We start from the raw sequence: 17,615 nt of genomic DNA on the forward strand, positions 1-17,615 counted from the left end.
GGCTCCTTTCTGTCTGTAAAAGCTTCGTGTCTTATGCTTCCATGATGATCGGCAGGATCATCGGACTTCTCTTTGTTCTCTTCCATAGGAAATCACTGAGTGCATCTTTCACTACATTTTTGATCTTGCCCCAGTCTGTGATGTTGCGGTCCAGGCAGGAATCAAGTGCATTCTCAACAACTTCTTTTGCATGTTCCATCAGATCCTCAGATTCTCTTACATATACGAAACCTCTGGATACGATATCCGGTCCTGCAAGAACAACGTTGCTGTGTCGCTCCAGTGTCATGACAACGATCATAATGCCGTCTTCTGCAAGGTGCTGACGGTCACGAAGGACAATGTTTCCGACATCACCGACACCAAGACCGTCTACAAGAATTGCTCCTGTCTGAACGGATCCTGTTACCTGAGCACTGTTTTCATCCATTTCAAGAACGTTGCCGGATGCAAGGATAAAGATATTTTCTTTCGGGATACCGAGATCCTCAACCACATGTTTCTGTGCGGTCAGATGGCGGTATTCACCATGAACCGGAATTGCATATTTCGGTCTTACCAGTGAATAGATCAGCTTGATTTCTTCCTGGCATGCATGTCCTGATACATGAACATCCTGGAAAATAACTTTTGCCCCTTTCATAGACAGTTCGTTGATAACCTTTGACACGGCTTTTTCGTTTCCTGGAATCGGGTTGGAACTGAAAATGATCGTATCGTTTGGTTTAATTGTAATTTTCTTGTGGATGTCTGCTGCCATTCTGGAAAGTGCTGCCATAGACTCTCCCTGGCTTCCTGTCGTGATCAGAACTACTTTTTCATCCGGATAGTTCTTAACCTGATCGATCTCAATCAGCGTATTTTCCGGAATTCGGAGATAACCAAGCTCTGATGCAACAGAAATGATATTGACCATACTACGGCCTTCGACTGCAACCTTACGTCCGAAACGGTATGCAGTATCAATGATCTGCTGCACACGGTCAACGTTTGAAGCAAAAGTCGCAATAATGATTCGTGCGTTTTTGTGTTCGTTAAACAGATTGTCAAAGACGCGTCCCACGGTACGTTCGGACATGGTGAATCCCGGACGTTCTGCATTGGTACTGTCACACATCAGTGCAAGTACACCTTTCTTACCAATCTCGGCAAAACGCTGAAGATCGATTGCGTCACCAAATACCGGTGTGTAATCCACCTTAAAGTCGCCGGTATGAACTACGATACCTGCCGGTGAATAGATTGCAAGGGCAGACGCATCCTGAATACTGTGGTTTGTCTTGATAAATTCGATGGAAAAATCACCCAGATTGATAACCTGTCCGTGTTTGACTTCTTTTAACTTTGTAGAACGAACAAGATTATGCTCTTTCAGTTTGTTGGTGATCAGTCCAAGTGTCAGTTTCGTAGAATAAATCGGTACATTTACTTCCTTTAAAATGTACGGAAGTGCACCAATATGGTCTTCATGACCATGTGTGATCACGAAACCTTTGACTTTGGAAATATTTTCCTTCAGATAGGTCACATCCGGAATGACAAGGTCGATACCAAGCATATCGTCTTCCGGGAAGGAAAGCCCGCAGTCAACGACTACAATACTGTCTTCGTATTCAAATGCTGTGATGTTCATTCCGATCTGCTCAAGTCCGCCAAGCGGAATGACTTTCAGCTTGGATGTGCCGCGGCGGCCCTTACGTAATCCTGTGCGAAGCTGCTGTTTCTGAACATTCTTAACTGCAGGCTTGCTGCCAGTTTTCTGCTGTGGTTTCTGCTGCTGTTTATATTTGAAATTTTTCTGTTTCGGGTTCTGTTTTTTTGCGTTATTATCAGCAGATTTCCTGTCATGGTTATTGTATCTTCTCGGTTTGAATCTGCTGTCTCTTGGCATACTTTCTCTCTGTGGTGTATGCGCTTTATTTTCGTTCATATTATTTTCTATACTCAATCAAGCACCTCCATAATGCTTCGTGTGCAATCACATTTCAAGGTCTACGTCCTCAAGCATCTGCTCAAAAACTTTATATACTGCCTGCAGTTCGTTCTCATCTTCAACCATTTCATAGCAGGCTTCGGAATCTGTATCTTCTGATACGTCTTTTAAAATATAGGCATTTGCTTCGTCATCCATTGAATCAGAAACAAGGAGGTACGCCACCCCTCCGATTCTTGTCTGCTCCTCAATGTAGAAATCTTCTACTGTTCCATCAGGAGACTGAAATCTGATTTTTTCCATGTTGTCACCTTTGTCATACTGACAGGGAATCCAAATATCCCTGCAAAATAAATACTGCCGCAATGCCGTCCAGATACTGTTTGCGGTTTTCTCTGCGCACACCGGCCTCTATCAGTGTCCGATCTGCCTCTACTGTTGTCAGTCGCTCATCCCACATAATAACTTCAAGCCCTGTCCGCTTTTTCAGCATTTCACCAAATTCAAGAGCTTTTTCCGCGCGCTCACCAACCGTATTGTTCATATTCTTCGGAAAGCCCAACACGATTTTCTCTACTTCATATTCTGCGATGAGTTCTTCAATTCTTGCAAGAGTACGCCGCAGCTTGTTTTCCTGTTTGCGCCATATTGTCTCTACCTTCTGCGCAGTCAGACCAAGTGGATCACTGACGGCTACTCCTACTGTTTTTGATCCGTAATCTAATCCGAGAATCCGCATATTCCTAGCGTTCCCAGGATTTGTTCTTAATATATTCATTAAGTAATTCTTCTACCAGCTCATCTCTCTCGACTTTCATGATCATGCTTCTCGCGCCTTTGTGGCTGGTAATATAAGTCGGATCTCCGGACATAATATAACCGACTATCTGGTTTACCGGATTATATCCTTTCTCATCCATTGCATTGTAGACCAGATCAAGTACTTCTTTAACTTCAAGATCCTGATCTGGTTTTGTTCTGAAATATTGTGTGTTTCCTAAACTGTTTTCTGCCATTTTTCTCACGTCCTTAATAAGATTTCCTTTTTATTTTAATATAATTCTTATCAAAATACAAGAACCCTTTTTTTGTTGAAATTTATATCGAAAATCTGTGCGGCATCCTGCAGATTATTCTGCACGTAAAAGATGGTCTGTCAGAAATCCGGTCACTTTCGCCTCAACAAGATCATTTACCTGATGCACATCCGTCTTTTTGATAACAGCACGTACATATTCACGGCTGTGGCCTACATACCAGTTCTTTCCATCTTCTTCGATTTCCTCTTCAAGAAGAAGTTCGATTGTCTTTCCGATCATCGCCTCTTCGTATTCCTTTGCACGGATATCATGCAATGCCAGGAATTTTTCACTTCGCTGTGCTTTTACCGCCTCTGTGAGCTGGCCGTCCATGGCTGCCGCTTTTGTCCCATGTCTTCTGGAATATTTGAAAATGTGTGTCTCATAAAAATGAATGTTTTTTACGAATTCATAAGATTCTTCAAAATCTTCCTCTGTTTCCATCGGAAATCCTACAATTACATCCGTCGTAAGGGCTGGTGCCGGATAATATCTGCGGATCAGATCACACTTTTCCGCATATTCCTGTGCGCTGTAACGGCGGTTCATATTTTTCAGTGTTTTATTGCATCCACTCTGAAGAGACAGATGGAAATGCGGGCAGACCTTTCCTGTCGCAACGATTCCTTTCAGAAATTCTTCGGTAATAATCCTCGGTTCAAGAGAACCAAGACGGATTCTCTGAATTCCCGCTACTTTACTTACCGCCTGAATCAGAGAAAGAAGGCTCTCTCTTTCTTCTTTCGGAAAATCTACGCCGTAGGAACTTAAGTGGATGCCGGTAAGTACGACTTCTTTATAACCTTTGGACGCAAGTGTCTCAACTTCTCTTAATACATCCGCAATTTTTCTGCTTCGCACACGTCCCCTCGCAAACGGAATAATGCAGTAAGTACAGAACTGGTTGCATCCGTCCTGTACTTTGATGTACGCGCGAACATGTTCCGCTGTCTGTTCGATAGAAAGCTCCTCGTACTCTTTTGTGTGGTTGATCTCGATCACCTGTACCTGTTTGGAATGTTCTTTTTCATATTCTTCCAGCACTTCTACAATCTGTGTCTTCTGATTATTTCCGAGAATCAGGTCAACCGCATTATCTTCTTTTAATTTTTCTGTGTCTGCCTGTGCATAACATCCGGCAGCTACCACGATCGCATCCGGGTTCATTTTTTTTGCCTTATGCAGCATCTGTCGGGATTTACGGTCTGCAATATTCGTAACCGTACAGGTATTGATCAGATATATGTCCGCTCCTTCCGTAAAAGGTACGATCTCATATCCTGCTTTTTCCAGAAGCTGCTGCATTGCTTCTACTTCGTATGCATTTACTTTACAGCCCAGATTATGAAGGGCAACCTTTTTTTTCATATTTTTAACCTCATATATATTTTCTGATATTTTCACTTTGTATTCCGATTTTATTGTTTTTATAACTGTTCAGTACCTTCACAGTTACCTGCTGAATAGTTGCATTTTTTGTATATACAGACGAATATTTTACCATAATTTCATCTGATTTTCCCTTGACTTTTCAGAGGCGTACGGGTAAGATTAATCACATAACAACACTAAATAGGGAGGTTCTCAAAATGAAAACATTAAAAATCTCGCTGAATTCTATCGATAAAGTGAAAGCATTTGTTAACGAGATCAGTAAATTTGACTGTGACTTTGACTTAGTATCCGGAAGATATGTGATCGATGCAAAATCCATCATGGGCATCTTCAGTTTAGACTTATCCAAACCGATCAATCTGAATATCCATGCTGAAGGCAGCACTCTTGATACTATTCTGACAATCGTACAGCCGTATGTAATTGAGTGATCTGTATAATCTCCTTAAGGAGATCATGAATGTAAGACAGTTTTAAAACAGCTTCTGTGCATATGCATGAGAAGCTGTTTTTTTCTTACTGTTTACTGAATTTCGATTACTTCTGTAGATGCCAGCGCTTCTTCTACAAGCTGGTCAATCTTCTCGTTTAATTTCTCTTCTGATCTGTGAATCACCTTGAGATTCGGTTTTGTTACCGGATGTTTTGCCACGAAAATCGTACAGCAGTCTTCAAATGGCTGGATTGAAGTCTCAAATGTATTGATCTTTCTGGAAATCTGAACGATTTCTTCTTTGTCAAATCCAATGACCGGACGATATACCGGGAGTTCACACACTTCATCTGTTGCTGCAAGACTCTGTAATGTCTGGCTTGCAACCTGTCCGATACTCTCTCCTGTAATCAGTCCGAGACACTTATCTTTACGTGCAAAATGCTCTGCAATACGCATCATATAACGACGCATGATGATTGTAAGCTCTTCATGTGGGCACTGATCATAGATATAAAGCTGAATATCCGTAAAGTTTACAACGTGCAGACGGATCGGACCACTGTAGCGTGCAACCAGTTTTGCAAGGTCTACAACTTTCTGTTTTGCACGTTCGCTTGTGTACGGCGGGGCATGGAAATACACTGCCTCGATCTTGACTCCACGTTTTGCGATCATATAACCTGCTACTGGACTGTCAATACCACCAGAAAGGAGAAGCATGGCTTTTCCGTTTGTTCCGATCGGCATCCCTCCCGGTCCCGGAATAGTCTCGGAATATACATAAATCTTGTCACGGATTTCTACGGAAAGTGTCATTTCCGGATTGTGTACATCAACAGATGCCTCCGGGAACGCATCGAGGATTTTTTCACCTATTGCTGCGCTGACTTCCATAGAGGTAATCGGGTAAGATTTTTTTGCTCTTCTTGTGTATACCTTGAAGGAACCTTTGTATTCCGGATATCTTGCTTTCATGTAGGCAACGACATCCTCTGCCATCTGATCAAAGCCCTGATCTTCATAAATGACAACCGGGCTGATACCAACGATACCAAACACTCGTTGTAATGCTTCTACAGCCTCGTCAAAATCATATTTTTCCGGACAGAACACATATACACGGCCCTGTTCTTTCGTTACGGTAAATTCGCCTTCTACCGGCTCGAGAGCCAGTTTCATCTGTTTTACAAGTGCATCCTCAAACAGATATCTGTTTTTGCCCTTGATGGCGATCTCTGCATATTTTATCAAAAATGCATGAAATATCATATCTGGTATTTCCTCCTGAATTTTCTGTCAGTGTTTTCCGACACTGGTTGTTTATTTTCTTGAGTATCTGCGGAGCATCGGAACAAGCTCTTTCATAGTCTGTAAGAAATAATCAGCTTCTTCCATCGTGTTTTCTTCACAGAAACTTAAACGTACTGTACTTTCTATCTGGTCTTTCGACATTCCCATTGCAGAAAGCGTCGCGCTCGGTTTTCTCTTGTGACTGGAGCATGCACTTCCGGCAGAAATGTAGATTCCTTTATCTTCAAGTGCATGAAGCAGGACTTCGCTGCGCACACCCATAACGCTGATGCTCAAAATCTGTGGCGCACCTTCGCGAAGCGGCATACCATTGATACGGATATCCTCAATCTCAGATAAGCCCTCTGCAATATGCTCTTTCAGCTGGTACATATGCTCTACATTTTCGTCGAGATTTTCATAAATCTGCGCAGCTGCCACACCGAGTCCTGCGATTCCAGGCACATTGTCTGTACCGGAGCGCATTCCGCTCTGCTGTCCGCCACCAAGGATCTGCGGAATGATCTTTACTTTTTCATTGATATACAAAAATCCGATACCCTTTGGTCCGTGGATCTTGTGTCCGCTGACTGCAAGAAGATCGATGCCCATCTTTTTCGGGTAAATGCGGTATTTACCAAATCCCTGGATGGCATCTACATGATAAAGAGCCTTCGGGCTTTTTTCGTGAACCATCTTCGCAATTTCTTCTACCGGCATCACGGCACCGACTTCGTTATTTACAAGCATGGTAGAAACCATAATCGTATCCGGGCGCAGAACTGCTTCCAGCGCACTCATCTTTATTTTGCCTTCGTGATCTACCGGAAGATAGGTGATTTCAAATCCCTGTTCCTGCAAAAAAGATGCCGGCTGGCTGACTGCTGCATGTTCTACCGATGTAATAATAATGTGATTTCCGTTTCTCTTGTTTGCCAGTGCACCACCGATCAGTGCAAGGTTATCAGATTCTGTACCACCTGAGGTGAACAGAATCTCTTTTTCCTGCACTTTCAGAATACCTGCAATCGTCTTTGCTGATTCTTTTACGTATTTTTCTGCATCTACGCCTTTTAAATGCATGGCAGACGGATTTCCGAAATCCTCTGTCATCGTCTTCACTACGATATCTTTTACAGAATCATAGCATCTGGTCGTTGCAGAATTATCAAAATAAACTTCCATAACACTCCTCTTTTATCTATTGCTCAAGCTGAAACATCAGGACTGACAAAATGGCAAGTCCGGCTGTCTCTGTACGAAGGATACGTTTACCCAGAGTAATCGGTTTCGCACCTTCGCTGATTGCTGTTTCTACTTCTTTTTCTTCAAATCCGCCTTCCGGTCCGATAAAAATTCCGATAGACTGTCCCGGCTGGATATCGGCAAGAATCTCCTTTGTCTCCTGCATTCCTTTTGCAAGTTCATACGGAATCAGGCGGACATCCATGGATTCTGCATATTTTAACGCTTCTTTAAATGTCAGTACTTCATGTACATTCGGGATCAGCATACGTTTTGACTGCTTTGCAGCACTTTCTGCGATTTGTTTCCAGCGCTCAACCTTTTTTGCTGCTTTTTTGCCGTCCAGTTTCACGACACAACGCTTTGTCTCTACCGGAATCACTTCGTATGCACCGAGCTCAACTGCCTTCTGTATGATCAGTTCCATTTTATCTGCCTTCGGAAGTCCCTGAAACAGATAGATACGGCTCTGAAGCTCATAATCCGGTTCCTGTGCATAAATAATGTGAAGAAGGACTTCGTCCGGGCTGAATTCCTCGATGGTACATCGGTATTCCTTTTTACCTCCGTCGCTGATCCAGAGTTCCTCGCCCTGTTTCATGCGCAGGACATTTGAAATATGATTGACATCACTTCCGAGGATATGAATCTGATGTGCTCCCTCATCAATCTGATGTGGCTCTACAAAAAACCTCTGCATCGTCTCAGTCCTTTCTTGCGGTCACGCAGACCCATTCACCCTGTCTGGTCACTTCCACAAGTGTCAGACCTGCTTTTGCAACAGCTTCTCTGACTACTTCTTCTTTGACATCAAGAATACCGGAGGTGATGTAATAAGCGCCTTTTTTCATCTGATGAACAATCACTGGTGTCAGCGGTACTAGCACATCCGCAAGAATATTTGCAGCTACGATGTCATATTTCTCATAGCCCACCTGATCCTGCACTTCTTTGTCATCGATGATGTTTCCGATCATCATATCGAATGTTTCATCTACGATTTCATTGGCTTCTTTATTATCCTGTACTGCCGGAACAGCACATGGATCCAGGTCAGTTCCTACCACATGACCGGCGCCTAGTTTGAGTGCTGTAATTCCTAAGATTCCGCTTCCGGTTCCGACATCGAGAAGTTCGATGCCCGGTTTTACGTATTTCTTTAACTGACGGATAACAAGCTGTGTTGTCTCATGCATACCGGTTCCGAATGCAGTCCCCGGATCGATATGAAGAATCATCTTGTCCTTGTCTTCTTCTTTTACCTCTTCCCAGGATGGAACGATCAGAATATCGTCCACATAGAACTGATGGAAAAACTCTTTCCAGTTGTTGATCCAGTCTTTGTCCTCAGTCTGGGATTCTTCAATCGTCGCCTCACCGATATCCATAAAGGTACGAAGTTCTTCCAGTGCATTTCTGACATCACGAAGAATGTTTTCTTTATCTGCATCTTCTTCAAGATAAAAATTCAGATAAGCAATGCCGTCATCCGCCGGTCCTTCCGGCATGATGTCAACAAACATCTGTGCTTTATCTTCCTCGGTCAGTGGCTGGTGATCCTGAATCTCCACACCTTCCACACCGATTTCTGCAAGTGTGCAAATGATCATGTCTTCTGCTTCTGTTTTTGTCTTAATGGTAAAACGGTTCCATTTCATATATTGTAATCTCCTGTCTTGTTCTGTGCGACCACTTTACGATATCTGCAAACTGTGTCTGCAATTTTGCCTTATTTTTTATAATACATGATAGTGCAAAAAAAGAAAAGAGGTTTCCCTCTTTTCCTGAAAAGTTTCTTTTGTTTTAGCGAATTTAGTCCTCAAAAGTCTCTTTGAGTTTATCCATAAAACTCTTTTTCTTCTTTTCTGATTTCTCAGATCCGCCTTTTGCCTCAGAACCAGGCTTGTTACCACAGGCCTCATCAAACTTACGAAGAGCTTCTTTCGCTTCTTCATTCAGTTTAGTCGGAACCTGAACGACTAGTGTTACATAATGGTCACCACGGATGTTTTTGTTTCTGAGAGAAGGAACGCCCTTGCCTTTCAGACGGATACGGGTATCTGTCTGGGTTCCCGGCTTCACTTCGTATACAACATCTCCGTCCACAGTGTTGATGTGAATCTCACCACCCAATGCAGCCTGTGCATAGGTCAGCGGTGCTGTTGAAAAGATGTTCATGTCCTGTCTCTGGAAGATCGGATGATTCGCAACATTTACTTCTACAAGCAGGTCACCTCTTGGGCCACCGTTCGTTCCCGGCTCACCTTTGTCACGGATACGGATGCTCTGTCCATTGTCAATACCTGCCGGAATGGAAACCTGTATCTTCTTTCTTGAAGATGTGTAACCTGTTCCACGACAGGAAGTACATTTTTCTTTAATGATCTTACCGCTTCCGTTACAATCCGGACAGGTCTGTACATTTCGAACCATACCAAACATAGACTGCTGTGTATAGACAATCTGACCTTCTCCATGACATTTCGGACAGGTAGTTGGCTGTGTTCCCGGTTTTGCACCGGTTCCGTGACAGGTCGTACATTCATCTTTCAGAACGATTTCGAGTTCTTTGTCACATCCAAACACAGCTTCTTCAAAGGTAATATTTACACGGGCACGTAAGTTGGCACCCTTCATCGGTCCGTTGTTGGTACGGCGTCTTCCGCCGCCTCCAAACAGATCTCCAAAAATGTCACCGAAAATATCACCCATGTCTGCACCGTTGAAGTCAAAGCCGCCGAATCCGCCGGCTCCGCCACCGCCCTGTTCAAAGGCAGCATGCCCAAACTGGTCATACTGTCTTCTCTTTTCTGCATCACTCAGTACACTGTATGCTTCTGTTGCTTCTTTGAACTTCGCTTCCGCTTCTTTGTCTCCCGGATTTACGTCCGGATGATATTTCTTGGCTAATTTTCGATATGCACTTTTTAATTCTGAATCACTGGCTGTCTTGCTGACACCCAGGACCTCGTAGTAATCTCTTTTATCAGCCATCTTTTCTCTTTCCTATATTTTATATTTGCATTGTTGCTCTTTGCAGCTATCCGCCACACCAAAACATTATTATAATCCCCCAATGCCATCCATGCAAGCATGAATGGCATCTGAGGTTTTAGATTTTATTTATATGATTTATATATATTATACTTCTTTATAATCAGCGTCTACAACATCATCGCCATAGCCAGCTTCATTTCCGCCCTGAGCTGCACCTGCGCCTGCTCCCGGGTTCGGACCTGCCTGACCGCCGGCCTGCTGTGTCTGCTCATACATTTTTGCGAAAAGTTTCTGAGCACTTTCCATCATTTTTTCCTGAGCTGCTTTGATATCTGCAATCTGAGCATCTGTCATTTCTGCATTTGCTGTCTGAGCAAGAAGATCTTTCAGTGCATTCAGGTCTGTCTCAACTGCTGCTTTGTCGTTGGCATCAATCTTGTCTCCGGCTTCTTTCAGTGCATTCTCAACCTGGAATACCATGGAATCTGCATTGTTTCTTGTATCGATTCCCTCTTTACGTTTCTTATCCTGAGCTTCGAATTCAGCAGCTTCTTTGACTGCTTTGTCAATTTCAGAATCAGACATGTTGGAACCGGCTGTGATTGTGATGTGCTGTTCTTTTCCTGTACCAAGATCCTTAGCAGATACGTTTACAATACCGTTGGCATCAATATCAAATGTAACTTCGATCTGCGGAACGCCACGACGTGCCGGCGGAATTCCGTCCAGACGGAACTGACCAAGGGATTTGTTGTCTTTCGCGAACTGACGCTCACCCTGTACTACATTGATATCTACAGCTGTCTGGTTATCTGCTGCTGTGGAGAAGATCTGGCTCTTCTTGGTCGGGATTGTTGTATTTCTCTCGATCAGACGAGTTGCGATACCACCCATTGTCTCGATAGACAGTGACAGCGGAGTAACATCCAGAAGAAGGATATCACCGGCACCTGCATCACCTGCAAGTTTACCACCCTGTACAGAAGCACCAAGTGCTACACACTCATCCGGGTTCAGGGATTTGCTTGGCTCTTTACCTGTAAGCTGTTTTACTTTGTCCTGTACAGCCGGGATACGTGTAGATCCACCGACCAGAAGTACCTGACCAAGTTCGGAAGCTGTGATTCCTGCGTCAGACAGTGCACGGCGAACCGGCTCTGCTGTCTTTTCTACGAGGTCATGTGTCAGCTCATCAAATTTAGCTCTTGTAAGGTTCATATCGAAATGCTTCGGTCCTTCTGCTGTTGCAGTGATGAACGGAAGGTTGATGTTTGTTGTTGTTGCGGAAGAAAGTTCTTTTTTAGCTTTCTCTGCTGCTTCTTTCAGTCTCTGAAGAGCCATCTTATCATTGCTTAAGTCTACGCCTTCTGCTTTCTTGAATTCTTCGATCATCCAGTCTGTAACTTTCTGGTCAAAGTCATCACCACCAAGACGGTTGTTACCTGCTGTGGAAAGAACTTCGATAACACCATCACCGATTTCGATAATAGATACATCGAATGTACCACCACCTAAGTCGTAAACCATGATCTTCTGTTCTTTCTCATTGTCAAGTCCGTATGCAAGAGCTGCTGCTGTAGGCTCGTTGATGATACGTTTTACATCAAGACCAGCGATCTTACCTGCATCTTTGGTTGCCTGACGCTGAGCATCGTTGAAGTATGCCGGAACTGTAATAACTGCTTCTGAAACAGTTTCTCCAAGATATCCTTCTGCATCTTTTTTCAGTTTCTGAAGGATCATAGCGGAGATTTCCTGAGGAGAATATTTCTTCTCATCGATTGTTACACGATAATCTGTACCCATCTCTCTCTTGATGGAAGAGATTGTTCTGTCTGCATTTGTTACGGCCTGACGTTTTGCAGGTTCACCTACAAGACGCTCACCTGTCTTTGTGAAAGCGACTACAGATGGTGTAGTTCTAGCTCCTTCTGTATTTGCGATAACGGTTGGCTGTCCACCTTCCATTACAGCTACACAACTGTTTGTTGTACCTAAGTCAATACCAATAATTTTTCCCATGATAATATTCCTCCTGTTTAATATCTGAAATTTAAAAATTAGTTTGCAACCTTAACCATGCTGTGGCGGACTACAAATCCTTTATAGGTGTATCCTTTCTGAAGTTCTTCCACAACAATGTTGTCTCCAACGGATTCGTCTTCTACATGCATTACTGCATTGTGAAGATCCGGATTGAATTCTTTATCAACAGCTTCGATCGGCTCTACTCCCAGACTCTCCAGTGTGGTGGTGAGCTGTTTGTAGATTTTTTCCATGCCCTCAGCAAACGGATCACCTTCCGTTGCCTGTGCAAGACCTCTTTCAAAGTTATCTACCACCGGAAGGATTTTCTCAATGATATCCTTCGCTCCGATGATATACATGCTGGATTTTTCTTTTTCCGTGCGTTTACGGAAGTTATCAAACTCAGCCATATTTCGTTTTAAACGGTCTGTCAGATCTTCGATCTGCTGTTCCAATTTATTATCTTTTTTCTTTTTGCCAAAGAAAGATGTCTTTCCTTTTGCTTCTTTCTCGTCTGTGGCTTCCGCTTCTTTTTCTCCTTTCGGATTCTCTCCTGCGGTTGCCTCCGGCGATTCTTCGACTGGTTCTGTTACAGGTTCTTCAGTCTCCGGAACTTCTTTCTCTGCTTCGTCCTGCACACCAGTTGTTTTTGTTGTTTCTGACACGTTTCTTCTACCGCCTTTCCATTTTGACAGTTAACTGTCTTGGTTACTTTTATTTTTTTTGAATACCTCATCGAGTTCGACCTTGAGGGTCTTCAGACTATTTACTACATTTTCATAATCCATTCGCTTCGGTCCTACGATACCGATTGTTCCATGCATGCCTTCGCCCAGTTCATAAGTAGCAGTAACAACACTGCAGTCTTTCATGGTCGAAATCGGAAGTTCATCTCCGATGTACACCTGAACTCCGGTATTATCATCCGCCATCCGTTCTTTGACCAGATCAACCAGCTGCTGCTTTTCTTCGAAAGTAGAAATCAGTTCGGTTGCCTTAGTCTTGTCAGACAGTTCCGGATATTTAAAGAAGTTCGTCGCACCTGACGTATAGATTTCCAGATCATCTTCATCAACATGAATCGTAGCTGCAACTGCGTCCAGCACTCTTGCAACCAGTCCGCTGTGGATGCCTGCCTGTTCTTTCAGTCTGGCGATCATGCCAAGATTGATATCCTGAATCGGCAGTCCATTCAGATTGGTATTAAGAAGCAGATTCAGCTTCAGGAGTGTCTCATCATCCATCTCTTCATCCAGATCAATGATCTGGTTGCGGATGACGTTTCCCTCGCATACAACCACTGCTACAAGCTGCATTTCATTAACACGGGATAACTGAATGAATTTCAGTTTATTTCCGCTGTACTGGGGAACCGAAACCATCGTCGCGTAATTTGTATTAGAAGCAAGAACTCGTGCTACATTCTTAAGCACCTTTTCCATCTTGTCTGTCTTCTCAATCATCAGATTACGGATCTCTTCGATCTCGTCTTCCTTTTCCTTCATAAGCTCATCCACATAAAGACGATAGCCCTTGTCAGAAGGAATTCTTCCTGCCGACGTATGTGGCTGTACGATGTAGCCCATATCTGTCAAATCAGACATCTCATTTCGGATCGTTGCTGAGCTGACATTCAGATCTGCATCCTTCGAGATCGTCCTCGAACCAACCGGCTCGCCTGTCGCCATGTATGTCTTGATAATCGCTTTCAGGATCCGTTTCTTACGATCCGTCAATTGTTCATCCATGCTCTCAGTTCCTTTCCGTTTCATTTGTTAGCACTCAATAATGAGGAGTGCTAACATCTATACTGTTAAGATAGCACTGTCATTATTGTTTGTCAACAGATAATTATTAATTTTTTTAAAAATCAAAAAAAATCACAGTACAGACACAAATCGGGAAAATCTGCTTTTCCACTTTGTTACTTTGTGTCAGATGTACTGCGATTATGTAAGATTCTGTTCTTAATTTATTGTAAATAAATCTTTCTGCAGATATGTGCTGCTTTCTCAGATTCCGCTTCTGCGGATTGCCTCTACCACCTCGCGGATCTTATCCGGCGGCAGTACAAGCGCAAAACGCACATATCCTTCTCCATGTGGTCCGAAACTTGCACCAGGAGTTACGATAACACCAGCTTTTTCCATCAGTTCCATACAGAATGCCATACTATCAGTACGTCCACCAGGGATTCTCGCCCAGACAAACATGGTTCCCTTTCCATTCGGAAGATCCCAGCCGATTTCACGAAGACCATTGCAAAGTGCATCACGTCTTTCCTGATACATATCGCACTGCTCCTGTACACTTTCCAGCGGACCGTTCAGTGCCGCAATCGCTGCTTTCTGAATCGGAAGAAACATACCAAAATCAATCTGACTTCTTAATTTACGAAGTGCTGCAATCACATCCGGACGACCTACCAGAAAACTGATTCTCGCGCCGGTTACATTAAAGGATTTTGAAAGGCTGAAGAATTCTACACCAACTTCCCGCGCTCCTTCTGTAGAAAGGAAGCTTCCGCCATGCGCTCCGTCAAAGATAATATCACTGTATGCGTTATCATGAATGATAAGAATATCATACTTACGCGCAAACTCTACAATTTCTTCGTACAGCCCCGGTGTTGCAATGCTTCCAACCGGATTGGACGGCAGGGAAACAACCATGTATCTGGCTTTCTTTGCCACCTCTTCCGGGATATCCTTTACATATGGAAGAAACTCATGCTCAGCCACCAATGGATAATAGTACGGCTTCGCGCCTGCCATCAGGCTCCCTGCGGCAAATACCGGATAACATGGATCCGGAAGCAGTACCACATCGCCTTCATCACAAAGCGCCATCCCCAGATGTCCCATACCTTCCTGACTTCCGTAAACAGTCATTACCATATCCGGTGTCAGCTCCACATCAAATCGTTTCTTATAATAAGTACAGACTGCCTCGAGCAGTTCCGGAAGATCACGAAGACTGTATTTCCAGTTATTGTCATCCATTGCTGCTTCTGCAAGTGCTTTTTTGATGTGCTCCGGTGTCTTAAAATCCGGTGTTCCCACACTCATATTATAAATTTTCATTCCCTGCTGTTCCAGCTCCATACGTCGATTATTCAGGGCTGCAAAAATTTCCTCTCCAAATCTGTCTAATCTTTTGGAAAACTGCATATTTCTATCCTTCTTTCGTGTCGTGCTCGTTCCATTTTAGCACGCTCACCATCACTGTACAAGCGTAAAGTGAAAATTAATCACAAGCTACTCTTATGCACTTTGACATTTTCTCTCCATATCTCAGGAATCCATCTCGTCCAGATTTTTCTTAAGCTCGATCATCTTGTCACGCAGCTCTGCCGCCTGTTCGAAGTTCAGATCTGCGGCCGCCGCGCGCATCTGCTTTTCCACCTGTCCAATCAGTTTTGTCAGTTCTTTCCTTGTCATGGATTCCGGATCTTTCTTCAGTTTATCTTCTGTCTCAGCAACAGCCCTGGAAACAGTAATCAGATCGCGCACCGCTTTTTTGATCGTGGTCGGTGTAATTCCATGTTCTTTATTGTATGCCTCCTGAATACTTCTTCTTCGCTCAGTCTCCTGAATTGCCTTTCGCATGGAATCCGTCATCACATCAGCATACATAATGACATGACCTTCGCTGTTACGTGCTGCACGTCCGATCGTCTGAATAAGTGAAACCTCTGAACGCAGAAATCCTTCTTTATCCGCATCCAGGATGGCTACCAGCGTGATTTCCGGAATGTCCAGACCTTCTCGCAAAAGGTTGATTCCAACCAGTACATCAAAAACGTCCAGGCGCATATCCCTGATGATCTCCGCTCGCTCAAGGGTATCAATATCTGAGTGGAGATAACGTACACGAATGCCGACATCTTTCATATAATCCGTCAGATCTTCCGCCATACGTTTTGTCAGTGTCGTGATCAGAATCTTATTGCCCTTTTCTACTTCTTTATTGACTTCTCCGATCAGGTCATCGATCTGCCCTTCCACCGGACGCACCTCAACCTTCGGATCCAGAAGTCCGGTCGGACGGATAATCTGCTCTGCACGAAGAAGCTCATGATCCGCCTCATACTGTCCCGGTGTCGCAGAAACAAACATAACCTGATCCAGTTTGTTTTCGAATTCCTCAAAACTCAACGGACGGTTGTCCTTCGCAGACGGCAGACGGAAACCATAATCCACCAGTGTCTGTTTACGGCTCTGGTCACCGGCATACATGCCGCCAACCTGTGAGACGGTTTTGTGAGACTCATCTATAATAAGAAGAAAGTCATCTTTAAAATAGTCCATCAATGTATATGGCGGCTGCCCCGGTGCCAGTCCTGTAAGATGTCGTGAGTAATTCTCTATACCGGAACAGAAGCCTGTTTCTTTCATCATTTCTACATCGAAATTCGTTCTCTCGGCAATACGCTGTGCCTCAATCAGCTTATCCTCACCTTTAAAATAGGCAACCTGTTCTTTCATTTCTTCGAGGATGGCATCTGCTGCTCTCTGGATCTGGCTCTGTGGCACAACATAATGGGATGCCGGGAAAATCGCGGCATGTTTCAGTTCACTGCGGATCTCGCCTGTCAGGACATCCACTTCTGTAATACGATCGATCTCGTCCCCAAAAAACTCTACACGAATCACACGGTCAGAATAGTTGGCAGGAAAAATTTCCAATACATCACCACGCACCCGGAATGTACCTCGATGAAAATCCATTTCATTACGGTTGTACTGAATGTCGATCAGTTCTTTGATCACATCATCTCTGTCTTTCTCCATTCCCGGACGAAGTGAGATCATCATATCAAAAAATTCTTCCGGTGCACCCAGACCATAAATACATGAAACAGAGGATACAACAATTACATCCCTGCGCTCACAGAGAGCCGCCGTTGCAGATAATCGTAACTTATCGATTTCATCATTTGTGGAGGCATCTTTTGCAATATAAGTGTCCGTAGACGGCACATACGCCTCCGGCTGGTAATAATCATAGTAGGAGACAAAATATTCGACTGCGTTCTCAGGAAAAAATTCCTTCATCTCACCGTAAAGCTGTGCTGCCAGTGTTTTATTATGCGCAAGTACCAAAGTTGGCTTATTTAACCGGGCGATAACATTCGCCATTGTGAAGGTCTTACCTGATCCGGTAACACCCAGTAAGGTCTCGAACTGATTGCCTTCCTTGAATCCTTTGA

Annotated in this window: 16 protein-coding genes; 1 reads left to right on the top strand and 15 read right to left on the bottom strand. The window is 43.8% G+C overall.

The window, feature by feature from the left end; translation table 11 throughout:
* Window positions 1-31: 31 nt before the first annotated feature.
* The 5 genes from DWW86_RS08945 to mtaB form a co-directional block, all read right to left on the bottom strand.
* A complete protein-coding gene (locus DWW86_RS08945; protein WP_286187699.1) occupies window positions 32-1,891 on the bottom strand; it encodes a ribonuclease J in 1,860 nt (619 codons plus the stop codon).
* Between the two features lie 87 nt (window positions 1,892-1,978).
* Window positions 1,979-2,236, bottom strand: a complete 258-nt coding sequence (locus DWW86_RS08950; protein WP_072521622.1) for a DUF1292 domain-containing protein — start codon at window positions 2,234-2,236, stop codon at window positions 1,979-1,981.
* A gap of 13 nt (window positions 2,237-2,249) precedes the next feature.
* Window positions 2,250-2,672 (bottom strand): Holliday junction resolvase RuvX, encoded by a 423-nt coding sequence (gene ruvX, locus DWW86_RS08955; RefSeq protein ID WP_117942895.1) that lies wholly within the window; start codon window positions 2,670-2,672, stop codon window positions 2,250-2,252.
* Between the two features lie 4 nt (window positions 2,673-2,676).
* The gene (locus tag DWW86_RS08960; RefSeq protein ID WP_015542353.1) at window positions 2,677-2,949 is read right to left on the bottom strand and encodes an IreB family regulatory phosphoprotein; all 273 of its coding nucleotides are present in this window, start codon (window positions 2,947-2,949) and stop codon (window positions 2,677-2,679) included.
* A 114-nt stretch (window positions 2,950-3,063) separates the two neighbouring features.
* Window positions 3,064-4,380, bottom strand: a complete 1,317-nt coding sequence (mtaB, locus tag DWW86_RS08965; protein ID WP_117942896.1) for a tRNA (N(6)-L-threonylcarbamoyladenosine(37)-C(2))-methylthiotransferase MtaB — start codon at window positions 4,378-4,380, stop codon at window positions 3,064-3,066.
* A gap of 221 nt (window positions 4,381-4,601) precedes the next feature.
* Here mtaB and DWW86_RS08970 point away from each other — a divergent pair, with 221 nt between their 5' ends.
* A complete protein-coding gene (locus tag DWW86_RS08970) occupies window positions 4,602-4,838 on the top strand; it encodes an HPr family phosphocarrier protein (protein ID WP_072521625.1) in 237 nt (78 codons plus the stop codon).
* A 92-nt stretch (window positions 4,839-4,930) separates the two neighbouring features.
* Here the strand turns inward: DWW86_RS08970 and thiI are convergent, their stop codons facing one another.
* The 10 genes from thiI to uvrB form a co-directional block, all read right to left on the bottom strand.
* On the bottom strand, window positions 4,931-6,112 hold the full coding sequence (gene thiI / locus DWW86_RS08975) for a tRNA uracil 4-sulfurtransferase ThiI (RefSeq protein WP_072521626.1): 1,182 nt from the start codon (window positions 6,110-6,112) through the stop codon (window positions 4,931-4,933).
* Between the two features lie 51 nt (window positions 6,113-6,163).
* The gene (locus tag DWW86_RS08980; protein ID WP_072521627.1) at window positions 6,164-7,318 is read right to left on the bottom strand and encodes a cysteine desulfurase family protein; all 1,155 of its coding nucleotides are present in this window, start codon (window positions 7,316-7,318) and stop codon (window positions 6,164-6,166) included.
* Window positions 7,319-7,334: 16 nt separating this feature from the next.
* Window positions 7,335-8,078 carry a 16S rRNA (uracil(1498)-N(3))-methyltransferase gene (locus tag DWW86_RS08985; protein WP_117942897.1) on the bottom strand — a complete coding sequence of 248 codons (744 nt, stop codon included), beginning with the start codon at window positions 8,076-8,078 and terminating at the stop codon, window positions 7,335-7,337.
* A gap of 4 nt (window positions 8,079-8,082) precedes the next feature.
* On the bottom strand, window positions 8,083-9,036 hold the full coding sequence (prmA, locus tag DWW86_RS08990; protein WP_117942898.1) for a 50S ribosomal protein L11 methyltransferase: 954 nt from the start codon (window positions 9,034-9,036) through the stop codon (window positions 8,083-8,085).
* Window positions 9,037-9,190: 154 nt separating this feature from the next.
* Window positions 9,191-10,372: a molecular chaperone DnaJ gene (gene dnaJ / locus DWW86_RS08995; protein ID WP_117942899.1), complete on the bottom strand. Its 1,182-nt coding sequence runs from the start codon at window positions 10,370-10,372 to the stop codon at window positions 9,191-9,193.
* 147 nt (window positions 10,373-10,519) lie between these two features.
* Window positions 10,520-12,397, bottom strand: coding sequence for a molecular chaperone DnaK (dnaK, locus tag DWW86_RS09000; protein ID WP_117942900.1), 1,878 nt, complete (start codon window positions 12,395-12,397; stop codon window positions 10,520-10,522).
* A 38-nt stretch (window positions 12,398-12,435) separates the two neighbouring features.
* Window positions 12,436-13,068 carry a nucleotide exchange factor GrpE gene (grpE, locus tag DWW86_RS09005; RefSeq protein WP_083585488.1) on the bottom strand — a complete coding sequence of 211 codons (633 nt, stop codon included), beginning with the start codon at window positions 13,066-13,068 and terminating at the stop codon, window positions 12,436-12,438.
* Window positions 13,069-13,098: 30 nt separating this feature from the next.
* Complete coding sequence (hrcA, locus tag DWW86_RS09010) at window positions 13,099-14,151, bottom strand: heat-inducible transcriptional repressor HrcA (protein WP_072521633.1); 1,053 nt, start codon at window positions 14,149-14,151, stop codon at window positions 13,099-13,101.
* 264 nt (window positions 14,152-14,415) lie between these two features.
* Window positions 14,416-15,573 carry a pyridoxal phosphate-dependent aminotransferase gene (locus DWW86_RS09015; protein WP_117942901.1) on the bottom strand — a complete coding sequence of 386 codons (1,158 nt, stop codon included), beginning with the start codon at window positions 15,571-15,573 and terminating at the stop codon, window positions 14,416-14,418.
* Window positions 15,574-15,696: 123 nt separating this feature from the next.
* A partial coding sequence (gene uvrB / locus DWW86_RS09020; RefSeq protein WP_286187689.1) for an excinuclease ABC subunit UvrB occupies window positions 15,697-17,615 on the bottom strand: 1,919 nt, incomplete at its 5' end.

The organism is Ruminococcus sp. AF17-22AC (genome assembly GCF_003460065.1).
GTDB lineage: Bacteria > Bacillota > Clostridia > Lachnospirales > Lachnospiraceae > Blautia_A.